This window comes from Paenibacillus sp. FSL L8-0494, assembly GCF_038003695.1.
GTDB lineage: Bacteria > Bacillota > Bacilli > Paenibacillales > Paenibacillaceae > Paenibacillus_AQ > Paenibacillus_AQ odorifer.
The window spans coordinates 850,073-877,071 of the sequence record NZ_JBBOPQ010000001.1 but is presented as its reverse complement, the minus strand read 5'-3'; the positions used below and the strand labels follow the sequence as shown (position 1 = coordinate 877,071).

The following is a 26,999-nucleotide window of genomic DNA, read 5'->3' as shown; positions in this document are numbered from 1 at the left end:
AGCCTGAGCTTTTTTGGTGTTTTATATTTTCAAAAAATATCAAAAACTAATCTATCGCCGTCCAAATATTTAGCGCAAGTGAGCGAACCGCAAGGTTCGTGTGATTTCTGTACAACCGCAGACGCTCTGCAGGCTCTGGACTCCACAATAGAGCACTTCCGGCAACTTCAAGCAACGAAAGTCCAATATACTGAGATTCGTAACGGCTCTCAGACCCTAGAACATCTACAATTTCCAATAAAGTTTCCGGACTCCAGTATCCCGTGCTCTCTTCTAAATTATACGCGACCTGCTTATAAACATCGCTTAATAGCTGGGACTGATTTGAAATAGTGGTAACGATCCGATTCAGATAATTGGCGGATTCCTCCACGTTATTCCAGTCTATTGCTGCTATATACAATTTCATCACAGCTTGCTGTAAGGTCTCATCAGATGCCAGACAGTCAATCAGATCCGTATACAAAGGGATAAGGTGCATCCGGGTGATTTTTGGCAAAGCTATCAGCTGGTTGACTAATTTCAGTAGACGTTGCCGATGAGGCAAATCTCTTTTGGCAGTAGCGTTCCATTCATCACTTATCGCTGCACTAACCAGTCTCTGACATACACCAACTACTACCTCATTGATCTTACCATCGCGACAGGTTTCTACCAGCGTATTCATAGCAGTTTCCCATCTAGTGCTGTCTTCCAAATCCGTAATAGACTGAGCGGTGGCAGCTGCAACAATCCCTTCATTTCCATTTGTCCACCGCATCATAGAAATGAAAGCATATCTGCCAATATACGCATCCTGGTGCCTTGCAATTTCAAGGATTAATCCTAGATAACGTGGTCTAAAGTCTAGCGGAAGAGCATTAGGCTGTTGAGATAATAAACTTCCTGCGATGTCACTTTCTGATGAAGAAGCCATTGTACTTAACATGTCCCAAGCGCGTTCATCATCTAAAAGCTGTTTCGCAGCATGCCCTATGGCTATGATTACATCCTTGTGTGCATTGGGTTTCTCCAACTCGTTCATCAATAGCGGAAGACTGTCATCGCTTCTATAAGCGCCCAGTAAGCGGATGGCTTCTTTTCTGACAGTGATCTTCAGCTTATCCCGATTCAGCAGCTCTTTCAGCATGGTAACCAGTAACACCGGATTCACCCTGCGGATGCATCTGGGTATCGAGTACATGGCTACACGGGCCCGGTCCCCATCCAGATTCTCCAGCAGAACGGGAAGTGCCTTCTCTGGTTCTTCCATAAGTGAAAAGGCATGAAGTGCAGCTTCTACTACAGTTACTTCCTTATCCTGCATAAGCCCCAGTAACCTATCCGAACCGAGATCAGGCATGCTTGCCATGATCTTCATAACGCTTGCACGCTCCCAAAGATTACGTTTGGCATCGTATGCAATTTTTTCTAATAAGGCACTTAAAGCTTGTTGCTGACGTGGCAGCCATCTGTGGAATCCATCCGCAGCCGGCACAAGATAGATAGTTTTGCCTGATAGGAACTTGCCCTTAATGACAGCTCCTGAAATAAAAGGATCGAGCCATTCCTGACGCTTCGGATGCAGATGCTGGAACACTTCATGGATCGTAATATACGATTTATCTAAAGCTAATAATTCCTTAACTCTGGCATCACGCGTTGTATGAGGCGCAAGCCAGTATCTGGCCGCTTGTATGGCTGTAGAATCTGCTTTTGCCCTCGTTGCTTCCTTTAACAGATTCTGAAGTTTTATGATGCCGTAACCTCTTTTACCGAATGAGCTAGCTAGGCTTAACACCAGATTGTAGTCTTCTCTTTTGTTGGCCTGTACAGCTAATGTATAAATTTCGTCGAAGATAATCTCTTCTACTCCCCTGGGTAAATTCTTCTCCAATGATGGAAGGGAAAGCTGCCCATTCTGCTTGGCCAATTTCTGAATCGTCTTTAAAGAAAACTTAAACAGCTCACCATTAGGATGTAATGCGTTATGCCGGAGAATAGCAACCGCCAGTTGTTGAACGGAAAATTTTGTACCATATGAAGTATCTCTGGCCTCTATAACACTATCAACAAGCAAAGTAAGCTCTTGTACATGGGTATCCGTGAACACAGACGCAGGACTTTCCGATAGCTCTTTAAACACAGCGCCCCGGACAGGATCCTGATCATTTTTAATCCGGCCCAGGTACACCAAAGTTTCATTCATGCCCTGTCTCGACAGAACGGTACTTCTGATCAGCTGCATAAGCGCCGTGGCACGTTCGTCTGCACTGGATACCTGTGTTGCTTGTTCAAGTCCCGCTCTTGAATGAAGAATAGAACGGCAAGCTGTAAATCTGATTGTTCTCTCCCGGTCATCATTGATTTCACGAAGGCCAAGCATCCGGGTGGCTTCCTTGTCACGCAAGGCATGTGGTAATACATACAGTAATCTTTCCGGAAAAATGCGTTCATTGCGTTTATCTTCTTCATACACAGCATCGAAAATGACCTTGCGCTTAGAGGGTGCAATATTATGAAGCAGCTTTGCTATGTGCATAGGGTGATCTGCGAGTAGTTTCGCTATCTCAATCCATTGATCAATGGATAAATATTTTTTCCTTTTAAGAACAGCTTCAGGAACACCATAAGAAATCAGATCGCTCCGCGACTCCGTTCGTGTTAACAGCTGATATACCTTATTAGGATTTTGGCGTACAAGCGTGCCAAGCTGTTCTTTTAAAGCAGGATGTATGATGTCCATGGGTCCATGATTCAGCGCACACTCCAGCACCAAATCTGCCTTCAGATTGCATAGGATCTCCAGAGCTGATGAGAATCTCCACCAGACATAGCCTTTTTCCCTGAGTGGTGTGCTTTCCAGTGTTGTTGCAAAGTATTCCGCCACTACGTCAAGATGCCGGCTGGATAATTTCTTCCAGTCTTTTATGGCATACCCGATATCAGCTAGCCATTTACTTACCGTTGCCGAATAACAGGCCTGCAATATAATCGCGGCTTCCTCTGCTCCCCACCGGGCATACACTACAGGCAATAAGCGTTCCGCTAATTCCTGACGGTTAATCTGTGAAATACTGTGCAGCAGCTTGCGGCGGCAATCATGGGATAAATGGGGGAGCTCACGTTCAATATCAGCATCCGAAGCCACCCTTGCCAAAAGACCCGCAGCCGTATTTCTGATACTTGCCTTGGGATGCCGCAGTGCTGATAGAATAATAGCAGCATCTTGTGTTGCAATGGCGCCGATTAAGGCAAGTCGCGCTTCATAAACGCCATCCTCCAGCAAAGAGGCTAGTAATTGGGAGTACTGGACAGATCCGAGATGATCACGGCCTAAGATTGCTACTTTTTTGATTCTGTCGGAATAGCCTAGCGAATCCAATTCTTTAAGTAAGCTCTGTTTATCCAATGGATCTCTTTTGAAAATCATAAGTCCTCCTCGTTAACCTGTTCTTATTCCACCCGAACTTTATTCTCTATACCCTAATCTATCCCCTTTAAAAAAACTAGAATTCAGCATCTGGTTTCGTTGACCAAAAAATAAAGGTAACCCTGAAGTCGGTTATTCAACCTCCTTCAGGATTACCTTCATGTACTGCTTGCTCTAGTCATTCTTTTTCTGAATAAACACATACGTACTCTCATCCGACAGCTCATCAGCAAAGCTGAAATCAAATCCGTCGAAGCCTTTGATATCCTCCACACAGCTGATTTGCCGCTCAGCCATGAAGCGTACCATTTCACCTCTGGCCATCTTGACCAGGGTCGCTCTCTCTACTACCTTACCGCCGATCTCCTGCCCGAATACACAACTAACCATGCGAACATTCCCGCCAATGTAAGGGGAGATGCACTTGCTGTATTCCTTAGAGGCCAGATTCAGAATGATGTCAGTCTCCGACAATAGCTGATCTGCCAGCTTCCTGTTCCAGAACTCGTAGATAGACTTGAAACCAGGTCCGCTAAGCTTAGCCTGCATCTCCAGCCTGTACGGAACAACGCCGTCAAATGGCCGGACGATTCCATAGAATCCGGACAATATCCGTAAATGCTGCTGAAGATATTCCAGCTCCTCCATTTGAAGTACCCCGGGTGCCATGTACTGGTACTGGATACCCTCATAAGAAAAAATAGCCGGTGTAAGATTCCGTGTTACATCCATATCCCGAATCCGTTCAACATTCAGCGTGGCGATGGCATCATTGCATTTCCATAACGATTTGGCTTCTTCATAATTCAACTTTTGTAATAAGGCCAGAAGAGTCTGCGACTCGCTTATGAATTGCGGCATCTGGCGGCAATCCAAGAAATCCGTATCCATCTTCATCTTCTTGGCAGGCGATATAATGATTCTCATGGTGCTCCCTTTTCTTACCCCCGCGGGGAATTTAAATGTAACCTTATCCTATCACACTTAATCTTCGTAGGCTTGGGGCAAGTTCATGAAATTTGTTCACTGCCACCCACCTTGTGCGCCACCGCCATCTGTACCTGGGTTGCCGTTTCTCCTTGTCCCACCATTCATGCCGGGAGATCCGCCCCCATCTTTCCCCCGCCCGCCGGTGAAGCCCTGTCCCCCGTTCGCTCTTGACCCGGAGTCAGTACTCGTTATCTTCTGTGCAGTAATAGCATCGCAGGAGACGAGCACCATGGAACAACTTAGCACTGCTATGAGCAAAGCGAAATATCGCTTGATCCGCATCTTTGAATCCCCTCTTTCCGAGCGAACATAGTTAACGTGGAAAATATCTTTTTAACATATAATCGTATACGTCCTTAAAACCCATGTAGGATAATACGATCAGCAGCGGATACACCGGGTAAATATACCGGGACTTGATCTCCCATAAAAGATAGAATCCGATAAAGCCCAGCACCACAAGAATCAAAGAGGTCTCTTCAAATCTTTTGGCTCTTATTCCACCAATTAAGCGAACGAGTATAAATACATACATCAGAAAATTCAGGACATACAGCAGCCACAACATTCCGCTTCTATAATTGGAGTCTGCCTTAAACAAATCCGTAGCAGCATTAGTGTAGCTATAACGGTCCATGACAAAGCCCATTCTTCCCCCGTTACTGGATGATCCGTCGTTTCCGAGCCCATATCGTTCCATCTGGTAGGTTCCTTCCGTCCAGGTCCAAACGATTTTTTTATAATACATCTTCACTAAGTCACTTAGGCCCGCCTCGGAGAGTTTATTACGGATTTCTTCTTTAAATAACTCCGTACTTTCTGCCTTATTATAATTTGCATCCTGCTGATAGATTGCGTAGCTCTCCCGGTTGTCCCAGAACCCAAACGTCTCCAGATTGATCCCCATATTCAGCCACATGTAGACAGGTGCGGAATTTTCGTTCATCGGTTCATCTGCAACATTCGTCGACTGCAGCACAGCATTTTGCGTCCAGCCGGGAACATTAAACAATATGGCCGTGATAAACAAAGCGCTAAAAACCTTTTTCACCCCGATAGAACGTATGTTAAATAAAAGACCCGCCACCACGGTAATCAGAAAAATAACACCGATACTGCGGAAATAGTTGCCTATTGCCAGTAAGAGAGCTGCGAAGAAAATATCCTTAATGGACCTTCTTTTGATAAATCTTATGGCAAAATATAAAGCACTTGTCAGAAAAGCGGTAGCGATCACATCGTTATAGATAAAATTACTCATAAACAATGAAGGGATATAGGTTGCGGCAAACACGAGGATGCCATAATCCTTATCCTTGGACTTATAATTGAGCTCTTTATACAGCATGTAAATCATTAATGAGGTTAAGAGTGAAAACAGAATATTGAATATTTTGATTACCAGATAATTATCCGGAAAGATCAACAACAACGTCTTTAAATATAAAACAATCGAAAAATTAAACGGGAACATATGCAGATAGCCGCTCGTGTCAAACGACGAATAATCATTCCTGTACAGCATGTCGAGTGCCAATGAAAGCACTGTCTGCGAATCATCCGTCGGCAAGCGTGGAAACAGAAAGATAATCACCATCTGGATTGCAAAAGAAAATAGCAGTGTGGCTGGAATGACTATTTTCCAACTGTACTTATTAAGCTTCAGGCACATTTTATACAAAATAACGCTTAATGCCAGCACCCCTGCGATCACTAGAATAAAAAGACCCAGCTGTTGCCTCTCCAAAATTGGCGTGTCCCCATACACGAAATAATTATATTTCGCCCTAATAAAAAAGGAGGATGCGATAAAAAGACCGATAAAGAATGCAAGTATGAGATACAATGTTTTTTGAATTCCTCTTATCATGGAAAACCTCCTTTACGCAATCGAAAGCCCTTTACAATCCGCTGCCCCGATTCATAAAAAGCATTATAAACACCCAAACTGAAAATCCAATGAAAATCGGATGTTTGGGAATTCGCAAGGAAGAGATTTAGAAAGAGAGGTACGCAAATAGACCGCCCACTCACAAAGGTATGCGGTCTATCTGTCGTGTCCTATTTGCTGAAGCCTACCGCCCTTAAAAGCGGCTATTGCCTTGGGAATCGGGTTACATTATATACCCAATCTCCCAGAAAATCCATCCATCCTTGCGTACATCAGAAGAATTTACTATCCATCTTTTTTAAAAACCGATTATCAGCGATTAAACTTTTCACTCTCTTCGTTGTATTAGGCCCTTTCGGTGTGCTACCTCTTCTATTCAGCAAAACCCACCGTAGACATGCCCAAGCTTCAAAGATCTCAAGTTCTTCCTGATCCATATCATTTTCCAATAGATAAGCAGTTCGGAACACATCAGCATAACGCACGGAGATATATATTTTCAGCAGAATAAGTGACCAAGCAAAATCATATCTAGAGTCTCCCAACTGGCCGTTCGTCCAATCGATTATGGTATATCGCTCTTTATCCTCCACTATATTTCCGATATGAAAATCCCCATGAATGATACAGTCTTGCTTCATTGGAGTTTGCTCAACAAGAGTATTCAACACATTATAAATATCAGATTGTTCTTTGGCTTCAGGGAAAAAGTAGCCGATGAAATTGTATTTTGGCAGTTGTATATTTCCAATCTCTTCAACGCGAATTTTATGTATTTTTGCTAATAGGCTTGCGAGTTCCTTCATTTTCCTGGTATTCATTTTATGAATAGGGGTTCCGTCAAAACTTGTTAACAACACCTTATCTCCATCCAAATTGATTCCCCAGCCCACTGGTTTAGAGACGGCTACTCCTCGTTCGGATAGAACATCCAATAAACGATATTGAAACTGGACATCCGGTCTGGATTCCTTATTCCATGTTTTCAGTACATAGCTCTCTTGATCAGAATTAATCCTTATGACCTCAGCTTCAAATCCTTGATCCATTGTATGCGCAGTTAAGCTTTCTTCCTGATTTAATAAGTCGTTTATGATTTCGTTGTGCTCTAGCCAATTTATGAGAGATATAGGAGTTTTCAAAAATGGTTCTTCCTTTCGGAGTCAGCTACAACAGATTTACGCAACCCAAAACTACAAATAACATAAAATAGATTGTTCTATCCAGTACATAAATACAGTATCCGGGCTTTCCTTTTCAAACTTTTTCATTTTTAAATACATATCCATTCCATCAGAAACATCATGCCATAAATCCGTAAATGCAAAATCATATTTCTCCTTAGACATATGTTGTTCTGCATATTCGAAAGCATCTGCTTGGATAAGCCTGATCTTGTGAGCATTACTGAATTGTGGCAGTACATATTTATTAAATAGATCAATGACATCTTGATTTTTTTCAACAACCGTTATGCTTTCAACATTATCTTTTTCAGAAACCATATAAGCATAATAGCCAAGCCCAAGCCCAAACGTAAGAACATTCCCAAACGCTTTATCTACAGCTTCTTTCATTGTTTCTATTTCATTTGGCGTGATGGTCATCCAGATTCTATCATTCTCCAAGACGGCCGGGAACATGAATTCATTTTGAAAAAAACCAACTTGAGGAATTTGTCTTCCCTCTTCTGTCCGGATGATATCATTGCAAACAAAACCTTCAAAAGGTTTATATTTTTCATATTTTAATTCACTATTATTAATCTTTATAGTTGGTATCTTGATATTTTTATAATATGGATTGTCATAATATTCATTTGCCTCAAGCTTATGAAGCATATTGCTAAAATATTGGTTGAACAATTCCTTATCATCAACATTATCAACCGTATCCATCCCAAAAGCAGCAGCCAGCATTAAACCAAAAGCGTATTCATAAGATACACCACAGTTTACGATTTCTTCAATTTCTTCTTTGTTAATAAAGTCGGGGGTATTATTCAAATAGCGGCTTAGTAAAGCAAACACTTTATAGTTATCTTCTTTTACTTTTTCTTTTATTACATTATTAAATTCCATATTCTCACCTATTAATTAGAATTTGTTTCTATGTCTCATGTTAGTCTTTCCGGATTGACTAGTAGGCAATACTCTCATTTTACCATTTAAAAATCCAGAAGAACAAAAACTGCTTTACTAATCCGTGACAGTTACCACTTCTACAGTGAGAAAATCTTACGTCAAAACCTTCTAATTGCAAGGTCTATGATCCATTTTTCGCCTAATCTACTCAATATTTCGTTACCCTATGTTAGAATAGACGACTTGTATAATTTGTGAAAACTTTCACTAATAGTTATGATTGATGGTATACTTAATAAGAAGATGAACTAAAGAGAATAACGATGGAAACTGTGGACGTAACCGTAGAAGATTTGAAGTTAGGAGAATAACAGCGACGCGCGCGCTTCTCCACTTCCAACTCCCTCTGATACTTCCTTTCTTTTTTGTCGGGTTCTTTTGGTACATCTTAAGTACATCTTAATAGAGAAATATAAAAGTGGAGGGTTAACAATGAAAAAGAAAGCAGCTGGTGCTCTGAGTCTCGTCCTCTCTGTCATGCTCGTTACCGCAGGTTGCGGTAATGGAAACGACAAGGTGAACGAGAGCAAGAGTAATAACAACGAGAAAAAAGAAGTTGAAGCCGTCTCCGGGGCATCTGAAGCAAGCTACACACCATTCGATCAATTAAAAGATAAATATGATATCATCATTGTCGGTGCGGGTGGTGCGGGAATGTCCGCGGCGCTTGAGGCCAAAGAGAAAGGCATGAACCCTGTTATTTTGGAAAAAATGCCGGTTGCCGGCGGGAACACAACCAAATCCTCTTCGGGAATGAACGCTTCTGAAACGAAATTCCAAAAAGAACAAAACATTGAAGACAGCAATGATTTATTTTATGAAGAGTCATTAAAAGGTGGCCATGACACTAACGACAAAGAAATGCTTCGTTTCTTCGTTGATAATTCCGCGAGTGCGATCGATTGGCTGGATTCCATCGGAATCCGCTTGAACAATATCACCATTACAGGCGGCATGAACGAAAAACGTACACACCGTCCTGAAGATGGCTCTGCTGTGGGTCAATACCTTGTCAAAGGTTTAGTGAAAAACGTACAAGAGAAAGAAATCCCACTTTTTGTGAATGCTGATGTCAAAGAAATCACTGAAAAAGATGGCAAAGTAAATGGCGTCAAAGTCCTTTTTAACCAAACAGAGGAAAAAACAATTACGGCAGATGCTGTCGTTGTAACCACTGGCGGGTTCGGTGCCAATATGGATTTAATCTCCGAAGTAAGACCTGACTTGAAAGGCTACGTTACTACTAACCAAATCGGCAGTACCGGAGACGGCATCAAGATGATTGAGAAACTCGGCGGCACAACCGTCGATATGGATCAAATCCAAGTTCACCCAACTGTGCAGCAAGAAAAATCCTACCTCATCGGCGAAGCTGTTCGTGGGGAAGGCGCTATCCTTGTTTCCAGTGAAGGAACACGGTTCACCAACGAATTAGATACCCGTGATAAAGTAACAGCTTCCATCAATACACTACCTGAAAAAGCAGCTACGCTGGTCTTTGATTCCGGTGTTAAATCCCGTGTGAAGGCTATTGAACAATATGACAAAATGGGTTTCGTGATTCAGGCGGATTCCATCGAAGCTTTGGCCAAAGAAATCGGTGTTCCAGAGGATAAGCTGGCAACAACGCTTGATACTTGGAACAGCGCCGTTAAGAATAAAAAGGATGCCGAATTTGGCAGAACTACAGGAATGGACAATGACCTGTCCACTGGTCCTTTCTACGCTATTAAAATTGCTCCTGGGATTCACTACACCATGGGTGGCGTGAAGATCAATACGAACACAGAAGTTCTGAATAAAGATGGTGAAGCTATTCCTGGTCTGTTTGCGGCAGGTGAAGTTACAGGCGGCTTACACGGACAAAACCGGATCGGCGGCAACTCTGTTGCAGAAATCATTATTTTCGGCCGTCAAGCTGGGATCAAATCTGCTGAATTCATAAAGGCAAAATAAGTAGATACTAGATACTATAGGCCTCACAGCAAAAAGCTCAAGCATCGGCAAGTTAGCCGCTGGCTTGAGCTTTTTTAATGTAATTAATCGCCAATAGTTCGGATAATAGTATCAAACGGATCTAATTCCAACGTTTGTTGTCCATATTCCGTATCAATCGTAGTTTTTTGAAGCTGGTCGCTATTGTTAATCACCACGAGTATTTTGCTTTGTGGATAATACGCACACTCTGTATATAAATTATCCGTAATATACTTTGTGTCCTTTAACTCATTCCCAGCATAACGAATCACATTTAACAGCAATCTTGTATTTTCAAAGCTTAAGGTGAAAGAAGGCAGGTAGATCCCCTTTCCTTTACCAAAGGCATGGGCAGACAATGTTATCATCCCACTCTTTTCACACAATACCGCTGCCGAGCCATCCGTAAGATAAATGTTATTTTTAGGTGTTATGCTGGCTCCTTCAGGCACTAAATCTTGCTCATCTCTAGCCTCAAATGTCCATCTTCCATGAGCTACCTTGGAGCCTGTATCCTCATCCAGACCAAGCACATGGGCCATTCTGAAAAAGCTGTCATAACCTTCAAGCGCCGAAGGCTGATTGACACCTATAAAAGTACCGCCCTCATAAACCCACGCAGTCAGTAAGTCCACGCACTTATGATCACTCCAGTATTCTCCGCCACTCCATGCTGAACCTGCCGAGCCGGCATTAATCACTACATCACAATCTTGTAATACTCCCTGACGGATATCTTCAAAATCAATGAACTGGACTTCAATCGGCAATCCGGACAAAGCCTCATTGATATGAATCAGATCATGGATATACGTTTCATGGAAATGCCCGGATAAAGTCCACGATCTCAATTTACCCCAAGCGTGTAAAATGGCTACCTTCGTCTTAATGTGATACGGTTTGCCTTTATGATGCAGCTCTTTAATTTCTCTGAATTCATCCGCGATCTTTTCGATATAATCACAAAAATCCGGATAAGGCTCTACAAGATGCAAATATCCGCCCAGTCCAATCCGATCTATAGGCTCTCTGAGCAAGGCGCGCCGGATATTAATCCAATACTTTTTGGCATCGAGCGTAGGGTTACCTCCCTCCATAAACGTAGGAAGCCCTCCCAATCCAACCGGAAATAAATAGGGATGCAGCCGAATCTCATGGGTATCTACTTTTACACCAGAACAAAGCCTTGCCTCATACCCTGAGAACACACATTTAATCATCCCGTCAAAACCAAACTCCTCAAAACGGTCATTGTAAGGCTCCATGCCAACCCAACTGTCATCATAGAAGACATACGCCAGCTTATCGTGCTTATGCACAATATCAATTAATTGCTTACCAAATTCGATGACAAAATCATTGATAAATGCCATATAGTCCAGCTTCCGCTGCTGCGCCGGGATATGACTGACCCGATATTTCCCACCATTCACAAAATCCTCGGCCGTGAGCGAATACCCATATTTCTTGGCAAACAGATCAAGCGCTCTTGAGCTTACCGTAAAATCATATGAACCCCAGTCCGAGAACAAATGGCGATTGCGCTCATCACTGCCCCAGATCCAGGCGAAATTATAAAAGAGGGAGGTAAATCGAACCACTGTTGTTTCCTTGTGCTTATGACACCAATCTTCTATCCAATGGAGTAAATATTTTTGCGTTTCTACATAGATGGGATCAATCTGCATCAGATGCTCTTTTTCCCAGTGATTCGTGGTGTGATTGTACATGGAGATCTCTTCCCAAATCCGATAGACCATGAAGCTGACTGTGTATTTATGCCAAGTTGCAATTCCAGTAATGACTACATTTCCCGATTCCCGCTCATAATTCCACAGTTCTCTTGGAACCTCTTCGCCCGTCGTTCGGTCAAAAACCTGCCAGTACTTAAACGCCTCTTTGGAATCATTCACTCGGAATTGTTCAGCAAAAAAATCCTCCATCAGATAGATGGATAAATAATCTTGTACCGCTACCTTCGGATTTGTTATTAAAAAGCTCTGCTGCAGCTTGTCTGAATTCTGGGACGCCCATTCGTTATGATCTCTGATGATGCAGATTGTAGAATAAATGCCGTATCCTGCGTTGATAATCTCATCGGACAACTGTGTGCCGTCACTGTCACGGATGACATCGGCACCCCAACGTTTAGCTAATTCCAGGGTCAATGCCTCATAACCGGATTCTCCCGGCAGTGTAAAGGCCCCCGTTGTTTTTTTAGACAACTTGGATCCCTCCTATTTAAGCATATCGGATAGAAAAGCTAATGCTAAGCCTTGCCCCCAGCCTTGAATCCAGTCTTTTGGAATATTGCGGTACCCTTCCCGATCCTTCATAACCGCTGTTCCGCCAGAAACACCTAGTACCCGTCCATCTTCACTGATATTGTTCAAAATACCTTTCAGGGCCTTTTGCACATATTTGGTATGCAGCGGATTGCCGTTATTGATCATAGCAGCCGCAATGCCGCAAGACGCGGATACTTCTTCATAAGACTCCTCGTCATCTAGTACAGTCCGCCACAGGCCGTTCTCCGTTTGCACCAGCTTGAGTGCGGCCAGCTGATCGCGCAGCGAACATTCCACGTCCATACACTGCGGATACAAATACCATTCTTTCAAAAGCTTTTTAACTTGCGACATAGTGTATGCGCCCCAAGCATTCGCTCTGCCCCAGAATAGTCCAGACATGTGATCCTGCTTCACATTATTGTAGCCGTGGTACCAAAACCCGCTGCTAGGATCTTGCAGGTATTTGATATGCCAATAATATTGATTCAAGGCATCTTGGATCATTTCCTGATCCTTTAATTTGCTTCCTACACGGAGCAGGAAAAATGCCGCCATAAACAAGGTATCCGCCCATGCCTGTTCTGGAAAATCATTAGAAATAGAGACGGTATGCTGCAACACATGATCTCCGAATCTAAGCGCATTGTTCTGCAGATAATCCACCTTGCTCATCACAATATCCCAATACTTCTGGTTACCAGTTTCTTCATACAAGGTGATCAGCATATGGCCCATAGCACAGGTGTTAACTGTCCAATCCGGCAGACCCAGCTCGATATATTCATCTGCCCACTGGACAAGCATATCCAAATACTCTTTATTTCCTGTAGTTTCATAAGCTCTGGTTACCCCATAATAAGCCACACCACAAGGCCAGTCCCATGTTAAATCCATCGCCATTGTTTTTCTGACCACTTTGTCGGTGACCCTTAAAATCTCTTCTCTGTCATAAGTTAATTGAAGCATCTTGTTTCTCCTCTCTTTCGCACACGCCCCCAAAGGCGCTTGAGAGCTGTCCGCCCATATTGTAAACGCTTTACTAACTCTATTGTAAGTAGTAAAATGGTCTGATTCTAAGCATATTCATAACTAAACTGTGCAATTTCAACCATTAACTAGTAGTTCTTATATTTCGGGATTGGCCGTGACTACAGAGAATGTTTGGACTTCCGGCCGCTGTTGTCTGCAGATTTCTTGATTTTATACCGCTCTTCGCGGTGGAAATCTGCTGACAAAGGCGGACGCTAACGCTCCTACAGTTCCAAACTTCTCCTCCGCCACTTTTTTCCCAAATTGTATAATATCAAGTTCTCTTTATATAGTTGAATTTGATATAACGTTAACCTATAATCTACTCAACCTACGTAATAAGAATGGGAGTATTGAGAATATGCCCAGAAAAAAGAAGCCCGTCATTGAATACCGCCACTACAGCTTACCGATAAACTTTCCTATCTTGCTGTTAAGCGGTGAACGTTGGAAGATTTCTGAAATTAAAAGTGAACATCTGCATTTCCATAATCATTTGGAGATTGGCATTTGCCATTCGGATAGCGGCATCATGGAGATCAAAGGAGAATCTGTGCCTTTTAAAGCCGGAGATGTGACCTTCATCCCTAGGTATCTCCCTCATACAACTTATAGTTCGCCGAATGAAGCCAGTCTGTGGTCTTATATCTTTTTTTCGCCTGAGGATCTTTTTCAGCAATCCTTCAAGAGCGCTTACAGCAACTTTGAGCCGAATCTGTGGGCAATAAAGGGAACAAACTGTATTTTGAACAAAGAGGAACATCCCAAGGTTTATACCCTTGCGACATCGGTCGTAGAGGAATTGAAGCAAAAAAATCCTTACTATCAAGAAAGTGCCTACGGCTTATTATTATCGCTTTATATAGAGCTTCTTAGAATTCATTCCCGGAATGAGCCCTTGGTTAATCAAGAAACAGAGCATAGCCTGAAGGGCGATTTTGTCATCTCACCCGTTCTGGAATACATCACTAAAAACTACATGATGCCGATTACCATCGATTTTTTAGCTGATCTGTGCCACCTAAGTACCACTCATTTCCGCAGGAAATTCCATGAGATTATGGGGTCCGCACCTCTCGACTTCCTAAACAGTACCCGTATTGAAGAGGCCTGCAAGCAGTTAAAAAGTACGGACGATTCCATTCTCTCCATCTCTGAGCAAGTCGGTTTTCAGTCCATATCCAGCTTCAACCGATGTTTCTCCAAGCTTATGGGTGATTCACCTAAACAATGGCGTAAAGGCGCACAATCCGAAGCACAATCCGCTAAAGCGTCTATATTGGAGTTTACGGGGTGGGTTTGATCCATTTATCCATTGGTCTATTCTAGATCATCTTTCTCCCGATCGTTTTATATAACATGATTCTTATCTTCTTTAACTGCGCAAAGTTTTCTTCAAATGAAATGCTGTGGGTGATTGCCAGCCCTTTTGAGAAATCTTTTTTATAAAGAAAAATTGATTCCAAATACAAACCTATGACATGAATCTGGTTCCAAGTAGGATAACTTGAATTATGATAGAAGACAGTCAGCGTTTCTAATGCATAAAAATTATGACACCATCTCGCTTCCTCCATTATGTACTTCATTGCCGGTCCGTTATTGTTAATCATTATGTCCCGGAATTCATCTAAATGATTAGGCTGAACATCGACATATTCAATTGCATAAAATGGCTTTACATGCCGTTTTCGCGCGCCTTCCCCTGGTGTAGGGTACGTACTGTTTGCTGTAGTTACAAGTAACTCCATACGGATTGTTTCGAGCACGAAAGGTATATTCACATTTTTTAAGTTAGGTAAAATGATTTCGGCATCTTCTTTTTCCTTGATCTGCATTAGGATAAGATAATCCCATATGATGAATTCTCCATGTTTTTCGGCTGTTTTGTTATGACTGTAAACTGAAATATCCTCCACAGCATTATTTTGAGTCATGGATCCTAGAACGTCTGTGAGTTGGCTCTTTATTTCTTTTTTCATATGCTTTTTATACTTCTTATCGACTCCGATACTCCAAGCAATATAATAAGTATCATTTTGTGGTGTCAGTTTTAGATTCTCTACGCTTATTTTCTTATCCATTTCTGTTTCCCTTTCTGTACAAGTCCCCAGCCATCGATGTATAATTCGTCTAAGATTTCTAATAGCTCGGAAGGGGTCTGAAGCAAGGCTGCTTATGGTTAATCGTAACGCCGCTTCCCAATAAACGCAAATAAGCCCCCTCTATGAACTGCCCCATCAGGCACAACAAAAAGGCATGCGTCCGGTACACTACCGGATTCATGCCCAACAAGTCGCCTAATAAAATAAGCTGTTATGTGATAAGGCTAGCCTTTACTTGACCTCACAAAATCTATTTAACAAGGGAATGATTTGTTCCTTGCTCATAGGGGCGTCGTGCCCTGGGATATACGTAGTAAATGAAAGAGTCGATAAAAGCTCAATATATTCTTTCATTTTTATTGGATCAATTTTACCTTCTCCATGATAATAATCCCCGCTATGTGCATCGCCTGCGAATAATACTCCCGCTTCTTTTATATATACAACACAAGAATCGTCTTCATGTGGCCCTCCTACCTTTATAATCTGGCAAGTGGTGCCCCCTAAATCCAGCGTTAAAGCATTCTCGAAAATAATATTTCCTGTGCTAACCTTAATCTTATCAAACGTATCATATTCTTTTTTCATACAGTTATAGGCGAATGCTATTTCTTCTTTTGTCTCTAAGCGCTTTACAACAGCTTCTTCATCCCATTCCCATTCTTTCAGGCGCTTTAGTGCCTCATTCGTTGCTGAAGAGACTATAGTTTCCCCGTCAAAAGCATGCATACCAAAGGTATGATCCCAATGCCAGTGCGTGATCAAAGCATATTTGGGATGTGGCAGATTGTTATCATCCAAACACTTTATAAAGACATCTAAATGCGATTTTGAATTGCCACAATCAATCATTATTGAAAAGCTGTCACCTACAACATATCCCAAAACAGGTCTGTCTGTTTCTCGGACACTTTCCAAATAATAAATAGAGTCATTTATTTTTTTGAGTTCCATCCTATTTTCTCTCCTTTATGGATACAGGTAAAGATACGCTCTATGGGGGAGATGATTACCTATTTATAATGGATGAAGCAGGTGCCATTGAGCAAGGGAGATTTTAGTTATATTCACAATGTACTACGACGTAGTTCATAAAAATATTGCACAATCGGATGCTTTAACTGGATCTTCTCGCTCATGTTTAAAATCCGCTTTTTCCCAACCCGTCTGTCCACTAAAGCCAGAATATTCAATAAGATATCATCGCTCTCTATGCTTTCCTCTATAGAAGTAGATAAAAACTTATTAGCTACAACGATAAAATTCGATTTACTTAATGAGGTCTGTGCTGACAAAAGCTCCTTTGCAACTTCTGATATCTTTCTGCTTCTTGCAATGACTATTAGACGATCCTCCGGGATGTTCCCTTTACTATCTTTTCTAACCGCTTCAATGTCTTCAGGGTGGACAGGAATTTGGAGTTCCGAATCATTCTTAATCTCCTGCTCCGTCTGATACCATCTGATTGAGTTAGTTCTATCATTCATATTGAGTACGTTCTTTTTATCTACCGAAATATAACAGCTCCCTGATTTATCAGGTAAATAACGGTAACTGCTTGCACGATATTCAACCTTGCCGGATAACGCAGGACATAGAAAACTCTCCAGTTGTTGCTTTAATTTGCTCCAGGACATGTATCCTCCAACAAGACGATCTCTTCTCCTCGTCTTTGTCTTATTTTTATATTTTCTTTTCCCCAAGAACACATAACATCCACGATCTTATTGGCTGTAACGCCATATTCCGTGAGGCTGTATTCAACTTTTGGCGGCATCTGCTGGTACACGAATCTTTTGACAAGCCCATCCCTCTCAAGTTCACGAAGCTGCTGGATCAGAACCTTTTGTGAGATGCCCTGAATATTACGCTGTAATTCAAATGATCAAATTAAGCTTACTCAAAACTTCATTGTTGCATATATTTTTTTCTGAGTCCAGTACACACCTCGAAGTAACCATCTTACTTTATTGTGTGTATTTTCTTTTTTTACAACCTGCAAGATAATAATAATATTCATAAATAATATAGGCCTGAGAATGGAGATTCATCATGAAAACACTAGTGATTTTGGCGCATCCGGGTCTTGAGAATTCGAGGGTCAACCAGCGCTGGAAAGAAGAACTGCTATTATATCCCAACGATATTACCCTTCATGAGATTTATAAGGAGTACCCTGACTGGAATATTAATGTTCCTAGAGAGCAGAATCTAATGGAAGCATATGACCATGTGATCTTTCAATTCCCGTTGTATTGGTACAGTTATCCGCCGCTATTAAAAAAATGGTTTGACGATGTGTTGGCTTACGGATGGGCTTATGGATCAAACGGTGACAAGCTTAACGGGAAAAAGTTAGGGCTGGCCCTGTCCATCGGTGATAAAAAAGAAAATTATCAGCCAGAGGGCTCTGTTTCTTTTACCGTAGACGAAGTGATCGCACCCTTTAACGCCAGTGCCAAACATGTAGGCGCAGAAGCCCTACCGTACTTTGCTGTTTTTGGAGCTTCATTTCAAGCCAGCGATGAAGAAATTAATACTAGCGCAAAAGAATATATCGAATATATCTTTAATCACCGTATTTGATACAAAAAAAATTGGGCTATCCTTAGTCTTGTTCAAAGACTTTAAGGATAGCCCATAACATTGTTGAAGCGGTCTAAAGATTCTCTGTAGTAAGTGTGAATCCTTCGATCACGGCATCTTCGTCAACCTCAATTAAAATGCAGCGTCTCCCATGATAATTCACTTGCTTCACATATTTTAAATCCTGCGGGCTGACCGAAATCGTAGCTACCTTTGTATCGATCTTAATCGATTTGGTAGTGAATTTCGGCATTACGCTGCTCGCCTTCATCTCATAATGCTTATCGTCAACGATCGTTTCAAACGCCCGTTCCACTTTTTCCATTGTCACGTTCTCTACGCCACTTACCGTCAGTACACGTTCCAGATCTCTATAATCGAGCATTGGAGGTTCTTCCTTATCGTCGTTGGTTTCGATGACCTGATGGATCTCCTCGTACACCTGTGCGAGAGTGGTTGCATCAAGCTGTTCGCCCGCCACTTCCTTCACGATGTCTTCGAATATAGCTCTCTCTTCCAGAGCCGTATTGGATCTTTCGGCATTCAAGACCTCTCCGACAAAATGCGGATCCGGGAAGTTCGATTTCCCCGTACAATACAGAATGCGGTTCACATCGGAATAATTGTCCGTCACGCTTGGGTAAAAGAAGCCTTGCTCCGGCGTACTTAACTTGACAATCGGATCTACAATGACATTGTACTTGAACTCCCGCTCTACGTAATCAAACAAGAGAGCTTTCCGTTGTTTCTCCGTGGAATTCACGCTGCATAGGATAAAAGGATGCGCGAATAGTTCGTTTTTCTCACTTTCCTCGGCTTCATCGTTTCTATCTTTAGTCGGGCGGAAATACTGTCCGCGAACGAAAGTGATCACCGTATCCCGTTCATAATGAGTATCCGCCATCATTCTGTCCACCAACAGCAGCATCAGGTCCTGCCATTCATCCGGATCCCCTGTCACCAAAGCTTGATGAAGCATCACCTGCGCTGGCTCCTCCGCTTCCGCTTGAAACTTCAACTCGAACAATTTCTGATCCAGTTCACCGGTCAGGAGTTTTTTGAAATTGCCCATATACAGCTCCTGCTTCTCTCTGTCCACCATTCCAAACGGCTGGCGCTCCCAATGATAGATCTCGTTGCTTTCCTTCATAATATACACGTTGAGAATATCGTAAATACTCATTAAATCGTGATCCAGCTTAAATTGCTTGCGTATATGCGCGACTTCTTTCTTTATCATGATTCGTTAGACAACTCCTAGGAAGATTAATTGGTCTTTTCAGTATAAAGGATAAAAAAAACCTTCGCTATATTAGTTGAACTTAAGATTTTTCTATTAAGGTAAGTACGTGACTGCGGTGAATGTTTGGACTTCCCCTCCATTCGTGCTCGTTCTAATCAATTAATCGCATGCTCTAATGCATAGTCTTCAAGCGGAATATCTACCTGTTGATTCATGGCCAGCTTGGCTAGCTGCTCACCAAGAAAGGGTCCCATCGTTAATCCGGATGACCCTAGTCCATTAGCAACAATTAGTTTATTCCATCCTTGAACCCTGCCCAACACGGGAAGAAAATCTGCAGTAAAAGGACGGAACCCTACTCTTATCTCATTTAGGCTACAATCCGCAAGACCGGAAGCCGTTTGCAGACCTTTATTTAATATTTCTTGCATTCCTCCTGCGGTTACAGCAGTATCATAACCTACGACATCATTTTCGTGAGTAGCACCTACCACGATATTTTGATCCGCAAACGCAAGGATATATTGATCTGTAGGCGGCATTACCACAGGCCATTGCTCTGTACTCGCTTGTTGAGCAAGCTTCAAATGCATAATTTGAGCTTTTTGATAACGCACCTGGAGCATGATCCCAAGCGGATGAAGCAAAGCGTTAGACCAAGCCCCTGCGCACACAATCACTTCATCCGCTGTGAATGTCTGTTCTCCTACGCTAACCCCTTTAATTTCATGATCAGCATGCTCTAAAATAGCATCGCCCTCAATCATTTGCGCACCATTACGCTGTGCCGCTCTTAGCAAAGCATCACGTAATTCACGTCCGTTCACTCTTGCTGCACCCGATACATGCAGCGCATGATAACCTTCCGACAATAAGGGAAACTTCTCTTGCGCTTCAAGATCCGTCAGCATCGTAAGTCCCCCTATTTCAGGGGCGTCCTCTCTGCGCAGCTCCGCTCTTTCTTTCATCGCGAGTAACTTTTTCAAATCCTCATGGATACATATCGCTCCAACTTTTGCGTATCCAGTCTCGGTTTCTCCAGCCTCTTCCAACTCTTGAATAAGTGCCGGATAAAAGCTTGCTCCCGCTTTAGCAAGACGATACCACGCTTTGTTTCTGCGTTGAGACAACCATGGACAAATAATCCCTGCTGCTGCATCTGTTGCTTGTCCAACATCTTTACGATCTATAATGATGACCTCAGCACCTAACTTACTTAGCTGATAAGCTGCTGAAGCCCCTAATATCCCTGCACCAATTACAATAACCTTGTTCATGTTCGAAATCCCTTCAGTTATTCATTTTTTTAATCATTCACTACTTACCTATTGTATCTTAAATTTGACATTTATAATGAATTATCGTACTATAAATCTCACTCAGTTAAAAGTACTTTAATTGGAGTACTAAAATAAAAGTGTTATTCAGAAGAAAGAAGGTATACAGTTGAAGTTTTCACAGTTTTTGAAGTCCAAAGGGGCCATTGGTTCTATTTTTATGGGTGTGTTCTATGCCATTGCGATGCTTGGTATTTTCTTACCAGGGTATACAGCACTTCCAGGGAACATGGATGATTTAAAAATTGCTATCGTCAATGATGATGCCGGTCAATATGGGGCTCAGATTTCGAGTCAGTTCTCGGAGAGCTTACCATTCAAAACGATAAAAACCGATGTATCGAATAAAAAGGCGATGGATGAATTAGAACATAATAAGTTAGCTCTAGTTGTCCATATTCCAGAAGAATTTTCCGCCAACGTTCAAAGCGGTAAGGTATCCGCAAGTATTGATTTCACAGTCAACGAAGCTTCTGCCACCATGGTATCTTCAGCCATGTCTTCCGTTGTAGGGGAAATTAACAAACAATTAAGCGCGAACTTCTCAGAGCAAACCGCAAAAGGTGTGTTAATGAACTTTAACGTACCAGAAGAACAAGCCACCGCAATGGCTACACAAATTGAAAATAGTTATGTCGGGAATTATGTTGTCATCAATGATGTTCCGGACGGCATGCACAACAACATGCTACCTATGTTCTTAACTATGGCTGGTTATGTTGGGGCAATGATTGCCTCCATGCAATTAGTTGCTTCTTTTAAAGCGAACCGCGGGAAAGCAAGCAAGACAAAACTGTTTATGTTCGTTCAACTCACAGCTTTATTAATCGCTGTATTATCAACTGTCGTTGCTTTAACCATTGCCTTCTCTGTTGCAGATGTAGACCTATCCTTACTGTTACCAGTTGCTGCTCAGCAAATTCTAATGTATATGGCTGCATTTAACGTGTGTGCGATTATGGTCTTCCTAGTTGGCGAAGGCGGTATGGTTTTAAATATTCCAATCCTGCTCATGCAAACCATCGCCAATGGTGCTACCATGCCTCGTGATATGATGTATACACCATACGATTGGTTCGGCCGCATCACACCGATGTATTATTCTGTGCAAGCTTATTTGGCACAAATGTTTGGTTCTATTAGTCCAGCACCCTTCTTATGGGGATTAGCAGGCGTATTTGCCGGGGCTATGATGATTAACATTGTTATCGTCCGGTTTGTTCATAAACCTGTACCTGTGACTAAAGAAACTATACTGCCCGTTGAAGTTAAAAATACAGCTGAAATAACCGCCTAGGTTTGGTAAGATAGAGTTTAGCCAACAATTAGGAGTGGGTTCTGTGATGTCAATTCAAATTTATATCTTAAGTAAGTTAATGGATGAAAATAATTATCCTTATAAATTAAAAAAAGAACTATCCACCCCTATTCCATTTGATACATTGCTAAATCTATCTGAAAGCAAACTATATTATCATTTTGAATCCCTTACGAAACAGGGCTTAGTTGAACAGGTAGAGATTATCAAAGAAGAACATCGCCCAGACAAACAGGTGTTTTCCATTACCGATAAAGGGCGCAAGCAACTCCCGCTCAAAATTTATAAGGTAATAGAAGATGCAGAATCTATTTCAGATATGATTGTTGCTCTTGTGAATCTTCGTTTTGTAGAGACTGATAAAGTGATCCCGATTATCGAGAAGAAAATTGAACAGTCACGTATAAAAAAAGATCAATTAAATCAAATTTACCAGCAAATAGATGTAGATAGCTCCACCCGTGACGTCGTAGATTTCATGGAAAGCTACTACGCTTCTCAACTAGAGCAATCTATTTACTGGTGGAAAGATCTTTTAGAAAAGCTGAAAACAAAAACTATATAAAAAAGAATGCCTTGGATTATAGCATAATCAAGGCATTCTTTTTTATATCCAGCACCAATCGCAAAGTTTTTTTCAATTATTCACTTTTAATCAATAAATATAAAAAGTATGGAGCACCGATTAAAGCCACGATCACTCCTGCTGGTATTTCAGTATTGACTACCACCATTTTACCAAGCGCATCTGCAATAACAACTAATCCGCCACCGATTAATAAACATGCGGGAATCATTATTTTATGGCCACGAAAGAGTCGTCTAACTAAATGTGGAACTACTAGTCCTACAAATCCAATACTCCCACTAACAGCAACCGCTGGTGCCGCCAATAAGACACTACACACTAAAAACCAAACACGATATTTATTTAGAGATACCCCTAAACTAATGACTACAGGATCGTTAAGCCTTAGCACATCCAATATAAGATGATTCCGAATTAATAAAGGCACAATAAGAAGTAACCAAGGCAGCATAGCATACACTTGACTCCAATTACTATTCCCTATGTTCCCTGCCAGCCACACCTTAATCATCTGATATTGCGAAGGATCTAGTACGAAGGTTAACACAATCATAAATGCACTAATCGCAGCCGCAACAGCAATACCCGTATAAATTAATCGAATGGGAATAATGCCTTGATTGCGATCATAGGAAAGCATAAATAATAGAGCGACAACGATAAATCCACCCAATAAAGCGTACAGTGGCTGAACATAAGTATGTAAGCCGGTTGAGCTATTTTGTAACAGCAAAAATAACATCATGGATAATCCAGCACCAGCATTTATCCCCAATATGCCCGGGTCTGCTAAAGCATTTCGGCTTATGGCTTGCAGCAGCATTCCTGCTATTGCCAACGCGCCACCCACTAGAAAACCCAAGATCATACGTGGAATACGGAACTGAAAAAGTACAAGCTCCTGCCTCGGTGTTCCCTTTCCTAATACGGTTTGCCATAACTCTTGTAAGTTTAAGCTGCTTTGACCAGTAGATACACTATATATAAAGCCTAGCAGTAAAATGATTGCTATAATTATAAATTTCCATCTTAGCTTCACTATAGTTCCCGCCTTTCTTTACGTGCCAAATATAGAAAGAACGGAACACCAATAACCGCAATTACAGCACCTACAGGGATTTCATAAGGGGCATTTACGATACGTGCCACTAAATCAGCAAGCACAACAAGGGTGGCTCCCAGAATTGCGGATAATGGAATAATATAACGATAATCCACACCCACTATGTAACGTACCAAATGCGGAGCAATTAAGCCCACAAAGCTTACAGATCCAGCTAAAGCACATGAAATCCCAGCTAACATGAATGCGGCTAAAAGCGAAAGATTTTTGATAAGTTTAATATTAACGCCTAACCCTTCCGCTGTCTCATCCCCTACAGATAGTATAGTAATCGACTTTGAAATTACGATGGCAAGTAATAGCGCAAGAAGCATCCAAGGCAACATTTGCTGTAGATGGGTCATGCTAATGCCACTTAAACCTCCTCCATACCAAAAAGCCACCTGCTGAGCCACTGAAAAAAAGATACTTATTCCTTCACTTAGGGCAGTTAGCATAGCAGAGATGGCAGCACCCGCCAGTACAAGCCGAATAGGCGTCATGCCTCGTTTACTTAATAGGCCAACACTAAAAACTAAACCCGCTCCTAATCCCGCACCTAGAATACAGAGCCAAAGTGTACCTGTGAATGAAATCGTTGGCAGGAAAACCATGGCAATAACTAACGTGACCCCGGCCCCAGCATTTAAACCAAGAATCCCCGAATCGGCTAAAGGATTGCGACTAATCCCTTGAATAATCGCTCCACTTACTGCAAATCCAGCGCCTGTTGCCATAGCGGCAAGTACCCGGGGTAAACGAATCGACTGGATCACCTGATGAGTAGAAGACTTATCATCAAAAGCAATGATCGACATGAATACATCTGCGAAGGGTATTTTTTTCGCGCCAAGGGCCATAGCAAGCACTAATACGCCTATTAATAGGAGGAGCATGAAGATTAGCAATATTAAAAAGGAGAACTTTTTTTCTCCTGCTAGTGGTGATTTCTGAACATTTGCGGCCAATGTTTCCAACCCTTTCCCTTCACTTTACAAAAAGAGCCAGCCAAGGGCCAGCTCAGATGCAAACGAATATGATTTCTAACGCAAGTCAGAGGATGTGGTAAGCAAAAATTTGACGGCCCGACTAATCGCACCCGAGATTACACTTACATGCTCCTCTTGCTCAAGCAATGCCCAGTTTACTTCAAAGCTTGGAAGGTGTAAGGCCATCATGCTGTTACATAAATCCAAGCTATCCTTGACCATATAATCCAGCTCTTCTCCACCGGCAATCATAAGTGTTTTAGGTAACTGACTTAACGTATTGCTGTGTAAATCAGCTTTAAAACTCTCATATTCCTTTAAAAGTGCGTAGTCATTCCACCAGATGGAAGCACTGCTTGCAATATAATGCGAAAACAAGGTAGGTTGTGTAAATAAGGCATGCAGAACAAATAATCCGCCAAAGGAATGACCAAACAATGCTTGCTTCTGCTTATTGATAACGAACCGCTGGGCAATGGCTGGCATTAACTCTTTTTCAAAAAAAGCTAGCAGTTCATCTGCCCCGCCAAATTCAGGCCAAGGCTCGCCGTTGGGACGTTTCGGTAAATTCGCGAGCTCGGCTGGCATGGTTAAATCATAGGTTCGACGCACGGTATCAAACGCCTCACCTCCAGGATAACCAATGCCAACAACAATCGCGGGTGGATAGCCTTTAGGCTTACGTGTTAGCAATCGGGTGATTTCAGCAGCGGTTTCAAAAAGCCCATTACCGTCTAGTACATAAATGACACCATAGCCATCTTTTGCAGGCTCATCCAACGGTTTAGCAATAAAGATTTCATAGTCCTTATGATTAGCTTCACTCGTGATCAGCATCGTTTCATAGTTGGGTTTTACGTACGGTTTGATAATCATGGCAGCAGGAACGCTACGATATCGTCCATCGTTTTTTGATAAGCAATTAATCCGCTGGATCTCCAGTGATCGCCATCCACCTCGAACACTTTACCTGCTTGAACTGCAGGCAGCGCCTTCCATAAAGGACTAGCTTTAATGTCTGCCAGGAAGGCATCTCCCAGACCATCATTATCGTTAATGAAAATATAATCAGCATCTAAATCAGACAGCATTTCCAGCGAAATATCAGCGGACATTTCACCTTCTACAAGAGCACTTTGAGCAAAGCCTAGCTCACTCAGCACATAACCCCCGTAATGGAAGTTACCCACTAAAAAGATCGCACGAGCATTCGCATTAATATAAATTGCTTTTTTACCGGCAGAAACGCTGGCTAACTGTGCTTTAGTTGCTTCCAGCTTTGTATTGTAAGCAGCAATAGCTTCTGTTGCTTTATCCTCTAAACCTAGCAATTTCGCAATCGTTTCTGTGGCTTCCACTACATTGCCGAGTGCATTCTTAAACACGTAAGTTGGAGCAATTTGCGAGTAGTTTTCATAAACACCATTTTGTGCATAAAAAGCAGTGGGGAATATAATTAATTCCGGCTCCAAATCTACTACAGATTCTGGAGAGGGAACACCATTAGCGAAGCTGATTTCTTGTACACCACTTAACGTATCCTGTAGATACTGCTGCGGTCTTTCACCCGTGGACCATTGGGCTACTGGGGTTACACCAAGGGTAACTAAATAATCCTCTAAACCAGGGGCATACACCTTTTGTACAGTCCCCGGAATGTTTACTGTATTGCCTACTTGATCAGTTACTACAAACGCTTCTCTAGCCGCTACTTCCGTTTCTTGTACAGTTGGTTCATCCGTTGCAGTTGCACTCGTTTCACTGGTTGTTACTGGAGTATCTGTTGCTTGCTGATTCGCTGTATTATTGCCGCCGCAAGCTGTTAGTAGAATGGATAATAAACTAACCATTACAACATAACTTATTATTTTTGTATTAAACCCCTTCATGATAGACCTTCCCTCTTTCCTATATTCTCAATAATAATCATTCTCAGTATTGAGTGTATAAGAGATAGGAAGCATTGACCATGTAACATCTTATGATTAGACATGTA

Annotated in this window: 23 protein-coding genes and 1 pseudogene; 5 read left to right on the top strand and 19 right to left on the bottom strand. The window is 42.0% G+C overall.

Translation table 11 applies throughout. The features are described from left to right. Positions 1-46: 46 nt before the first annotated feature. From NYE35_RS03985 to NYE35_RS03960, 6 genes are all read right to left on the bottom strand, one after another. Positions 47-3,412, bottom strand: a complete 3,366-nt coding sequence (locus tag NYE35_RS03985) for a HEAT repeat domain-containing protein (RefSeq protein WP_341120210.1) — start codon at positions 3,410-3,412, stop codon at positions 47-49. Between the two features lie 174 nt (positions 3,413-3,586). Beyond that, on the bottom strand, positions 3,587-4,339 hold the full coding sequence (gene yaaA / locus NYE35_RS03980) for a peroxide stress protein YaaA (RefSeq protein WP_076272138.1): 753 nt from the start codon (positions 4,337-4,339) through the stop codon (positions 3,587-3,589). A 96-nt stretch (positions 4,340-4,435) separates the two neighbouring features. Next, complete coding sequence (locus tag NYE35_RS03975) at positions 4,436-4,684, bottom strand: hypothetical protein (protein ID WP_076272137.1); 249 nt, start codon at positions 4,682-4,684, stop codon at positions 4,436-4,438. 31 nt (positions 4,685-4,715) lie between these two features. Next, positions 4,716-6,272, bottom strand: coding sequence for a glycosyltransferase family 39 protein (locus tag NYE35_RS03970; protein WP_341120208.1), 1,557 nt, complete (start codon positions 6,270-6,272; stop codon positions 4,716-4,718). Between the two features lie 293 nt (positions 6,273-6,565). Continuing rightward, on the bottom strand, positions 6,566-7,435 hold the full coding sequence (locus tag NYE35_RS03965; RefSeq protein WP_254924576.1) for an aminoglycoside phosphotransferase family protein: 870 nt from the start codon (positions 7,433-7,435) through the stop codon (positions 6,566-6,568). A 51-nt stretch (positions 7,436-7,486) separates the two neighbouring features. After that, on the bottom strand, positions 7,487-8,374 hold the full coding sequence (locus NYE35_RS03960; RefSeq protein ID WP_254924577.1) for a spermine/spermidine synthase domain-containing protein: 888 nt from the start codon (positions 8,372-8,374) through the stop codon (positions 7,487-7,489). A gap of 495 nt (positions 8,375-8,869) precedes the next feature. On the opposite strand from NYE35_RS03960, the gene NYE35_RS03955 reads away from it, so the two are divergent. Continuing rightward, positions 8,870-10,393 carry a flavocytochrome c gene (locus NYE35_RS03955; protein WP_094902186.1) on the top strand — a complete coding sequence of 508 codons (1,524 nt, stop codon included), beginning with the start codon at positions 8,870-8,872 and terminating at the stop codon, positions 10,391-10,393. 83 nt (positions 10,394-10,476) lie between these two features. Here the strand turns inward: NYE35_RS03955 and gnpA are convergent, their stop codons facing one another. Together gnpA and NYE35_RS03945 are read right to left on the bottom strand one after the other, a co-directional pair. Next, a complete protein-coding gene (gene gnpA, locus NYE35_RS03950) occupies positions 10,477-12,639 on the bottom strand; it encodes a 1,3-beta-galactosyl-N-acetylhexosamine phosphorylase (RefSeq protein WP_094902188.1) in 2,163 nt (720 codons plus the stop codon). A 12-nt stretch (positions 12,640-12,651) separates the two neighbouring features. Continuing rightward, the gene (locus NYE35_RS03945) at positions 12,652-13,671 is read right to left on the bottom strand and encodes a glycoside hydrolase family 88/105 protein (protein ID WP_076104109.1); all 1,020 of its coding nucleotides are present in this window, start codon (positions 13,669-13,671) and stop codon (positions 12,652-12,654) included. Between the two features lie 424 nt (positions 13,672-14,095). On the opposite strand from NYE35_RS03945, the gene NYE35_RS03940 reads away from it, so the two are divergent. Continuing rightward, positions 14,096-15,037 carry an AraC family transcriptional regulator gene (locus NYE35_RS03940; protein ID WP_094902190.1) on the top strand — a complete coding sequence of 314 codons (942 nt, stop codon included), beginning with the start codon at positions 14,096-14,098 and terminating at the stop codon, positions 15,035-15,037. A 22-nt stretch (positions 15,038-15,059) separates the two neighbouring features. Here NYE35_RS03940 and NYE35_RS03935 read toward each other — a convergent pair whose 3' ends face one another. From NYE35_RS03935 to NYE35_RS03915, 5 genes and pseudogenes are all read right to left on the bottom strand, one after another. Continuing rightward, positions 15,060-15,818, bottom strand: a complete 759-nt coding sequence (locus tag NYE35_RS03935) for a hypothetical protein (protein WP_094902192.1) — start codon at positions 15,816-15,818, stop codon at positions 15,060-15,062. A gap of 58 nt (positions 15,819-15,876) precedes the next feature. Beyond that, positions 15,877-16,020 (bottom strand): hypothetical protein, encoded by a 144-nt coding sequence (locus tag NYE35_RS03930; protein ID WP_176462594.1) that lies wholly within the window; start codon positions 16,018-16,020, stop codon positions 15,877-15,879. Positions 16,021-16,070: 50 nt separating this feature from the next. Further along, positions 16,071-16,793, bottom strand: coding sequence for an MBL fold metallo-hydrolase (locus tag NYE35_RS03925; RefSeq protein ID WP_094902194.1), 723 nt, complete (start codon positions 16,791-16,793; stop codon positions 16,071-16,073). A gap of 113 nt (positions 16,794-16,906) precedes the next feature. Then, on the bottom strand, positions 16,907-17,476 hold the full coding sequence (locus tag NYE35_RS03920) for an SF0329 family protein (protein ID WP_076098716.1): 570 nt from the start codon (positions 17,474-17,476) through the stop codon (positions 16,907-16,909). Continuing rightward, positions 17,458-17,706, bottom strand: a pseudogene (locus NYE35_RS03915) (winged helix-turn-helix transcriptional regulator); the annotation flags it as partial. The gene NYE35_RS03920 and the pseudogene NYE35_RS03915, both read right to left, overlap by 19 nt. Before the next feature lie 185 nt (positions 17,707-17,891). Between NYE35_RS03915 and NYE35_RS03910 the strand changes: the two are divergent. Next, positions 17,892-18,425, top strand: a complete 534-nt coding sequence (locus tag NYE35_RS03910; protein WP_341120200.1) for an NAD(P)H-dependent oxidoreductase — start codon at positions 17,892-17,894, stop codon at positions 18,423-18,425. A gap of 73 nt (positions 18,426-18,498) precedes the next feature. Here the strand turns inward: NYE35_RS03910 and NYE35_RS03905 are convergent, their stop codons facing one another. Continuing rightward, on the bottom strand, positions 18,499-19,665 hold the full coding sequence (locus tag NYE35_RS03905; protein ID WP_036684821.1) for a DUF4317 domain-containing protein: 1,167 nt from the start codon (positions 19,663-19,665) through the stop codon (positions 18,499-18,501). A gap of 158 nt (positions 19,666-19,823) precedes the next feature. Beyond that, positions 19,824-20,945 (bottom strand): NAD(P)/FAD-dependent oxidoreductase, encoded by a 1,122-nt coding sequence (locus NYE35_RS03900; protein WP_341120198.1) that lies wholly within the window; start codon positions 20,943-20,945, stop codon positions 19,824-19,826. Positions 20,946-21,114: 169 nt separating this feature from the next. On the opposite strand from NYE35_RS03900, the gene NYE35_RS03895 reads away from it, so the two are divergent. Both NYE35_RS03895 and NYE35_RS03890 read left to right on the top strand, forming a co-directional pair. Further along, positions 21,115-22,302 carry a YhgE/Pip domain-containing protein gene (locus NYE35_RS03895; RefSeq protein ID WP_076276961.1) on the top strand — a complete coding sequence of 396 codons (1,188 nt, stop codon included), beginning with the start codon at positions 21,115-21,117 and terminating at the stop codon, positions 22,300-22,302. A gap of 46 nt (positions 22,303-22,348) precedes the next feature. Further along, positions 22,349-22,888, top strand: a complete 540-nt coding sequence (locus tag NYE35_RS03890; protein ID WP_076274712.1) for a PadR family transcriptional regulator — start codon at positions 22,349-22,351, stop codon at positions 22,886-22,888. 76 nt (positions 22,889-22,964) lie between these two features. Here the strand turns inward: NYE35_RS03890 and NYE35_RS03885 are convergent, their stop codons facing one another. From NYE35_RS03885 to NYE35_RS03870, 4 genes are all read right to left on the bottom strand, one after another. Beyond that, entirely contained in the window at positions 22,965-23,951 is a 987-nt protein-coding gene (locus NYE35_RS03885) for a FecCD family ABC transporter permease (protein ID WP_341120196.1), read from the bottom strand. Then, the gene (locus NYE35_RS03880) at positions 23,951-24,991 is read right to left on the bottom strand and encodes a FecCD family ABC transporter permease (protein ID WP_094902202.1); all 1,041 of its coding nucleotides are present in this window, start codon (positions 24,989-24,991) and stop codon (positions 23,951-23,953) included. Before NYE35_RS03880 ends, NYE35_RS03885 begins: the two co-directional genes overlap by 1 nt. Positions 24,992-25,057: 66 nt before the next feature. Continuing rightward, a complete protein-coding gene (locus tag NYE35_RS03875; RefSeq protein WP_094902204.1) occupies positions 25,058-25,879 on the bottom strand; it encodes an alpha/beta hydrolase in 822 nt (273 codons plus the stop codon). Further along, the gene (locus NYE35_RS03870; RefSeq protein ID WP_076215003.1) at positions 25,876-26,892 is read right to left on the bottom strand and encodes an ABC transporter substrate-binding protein; all 1,017 of its coding nucleotides are present in this window, start codon (positions 26,890-26,892) and stop codon (positions 25,876-25,878) included. Before NYE35_RS03870 ends, NYE35_RS03875 begins: the two co-directional genes overlap by 4 nt. Between the last annotated feature and the right edge of the window lie 107 nt (positions 26,893-26,999).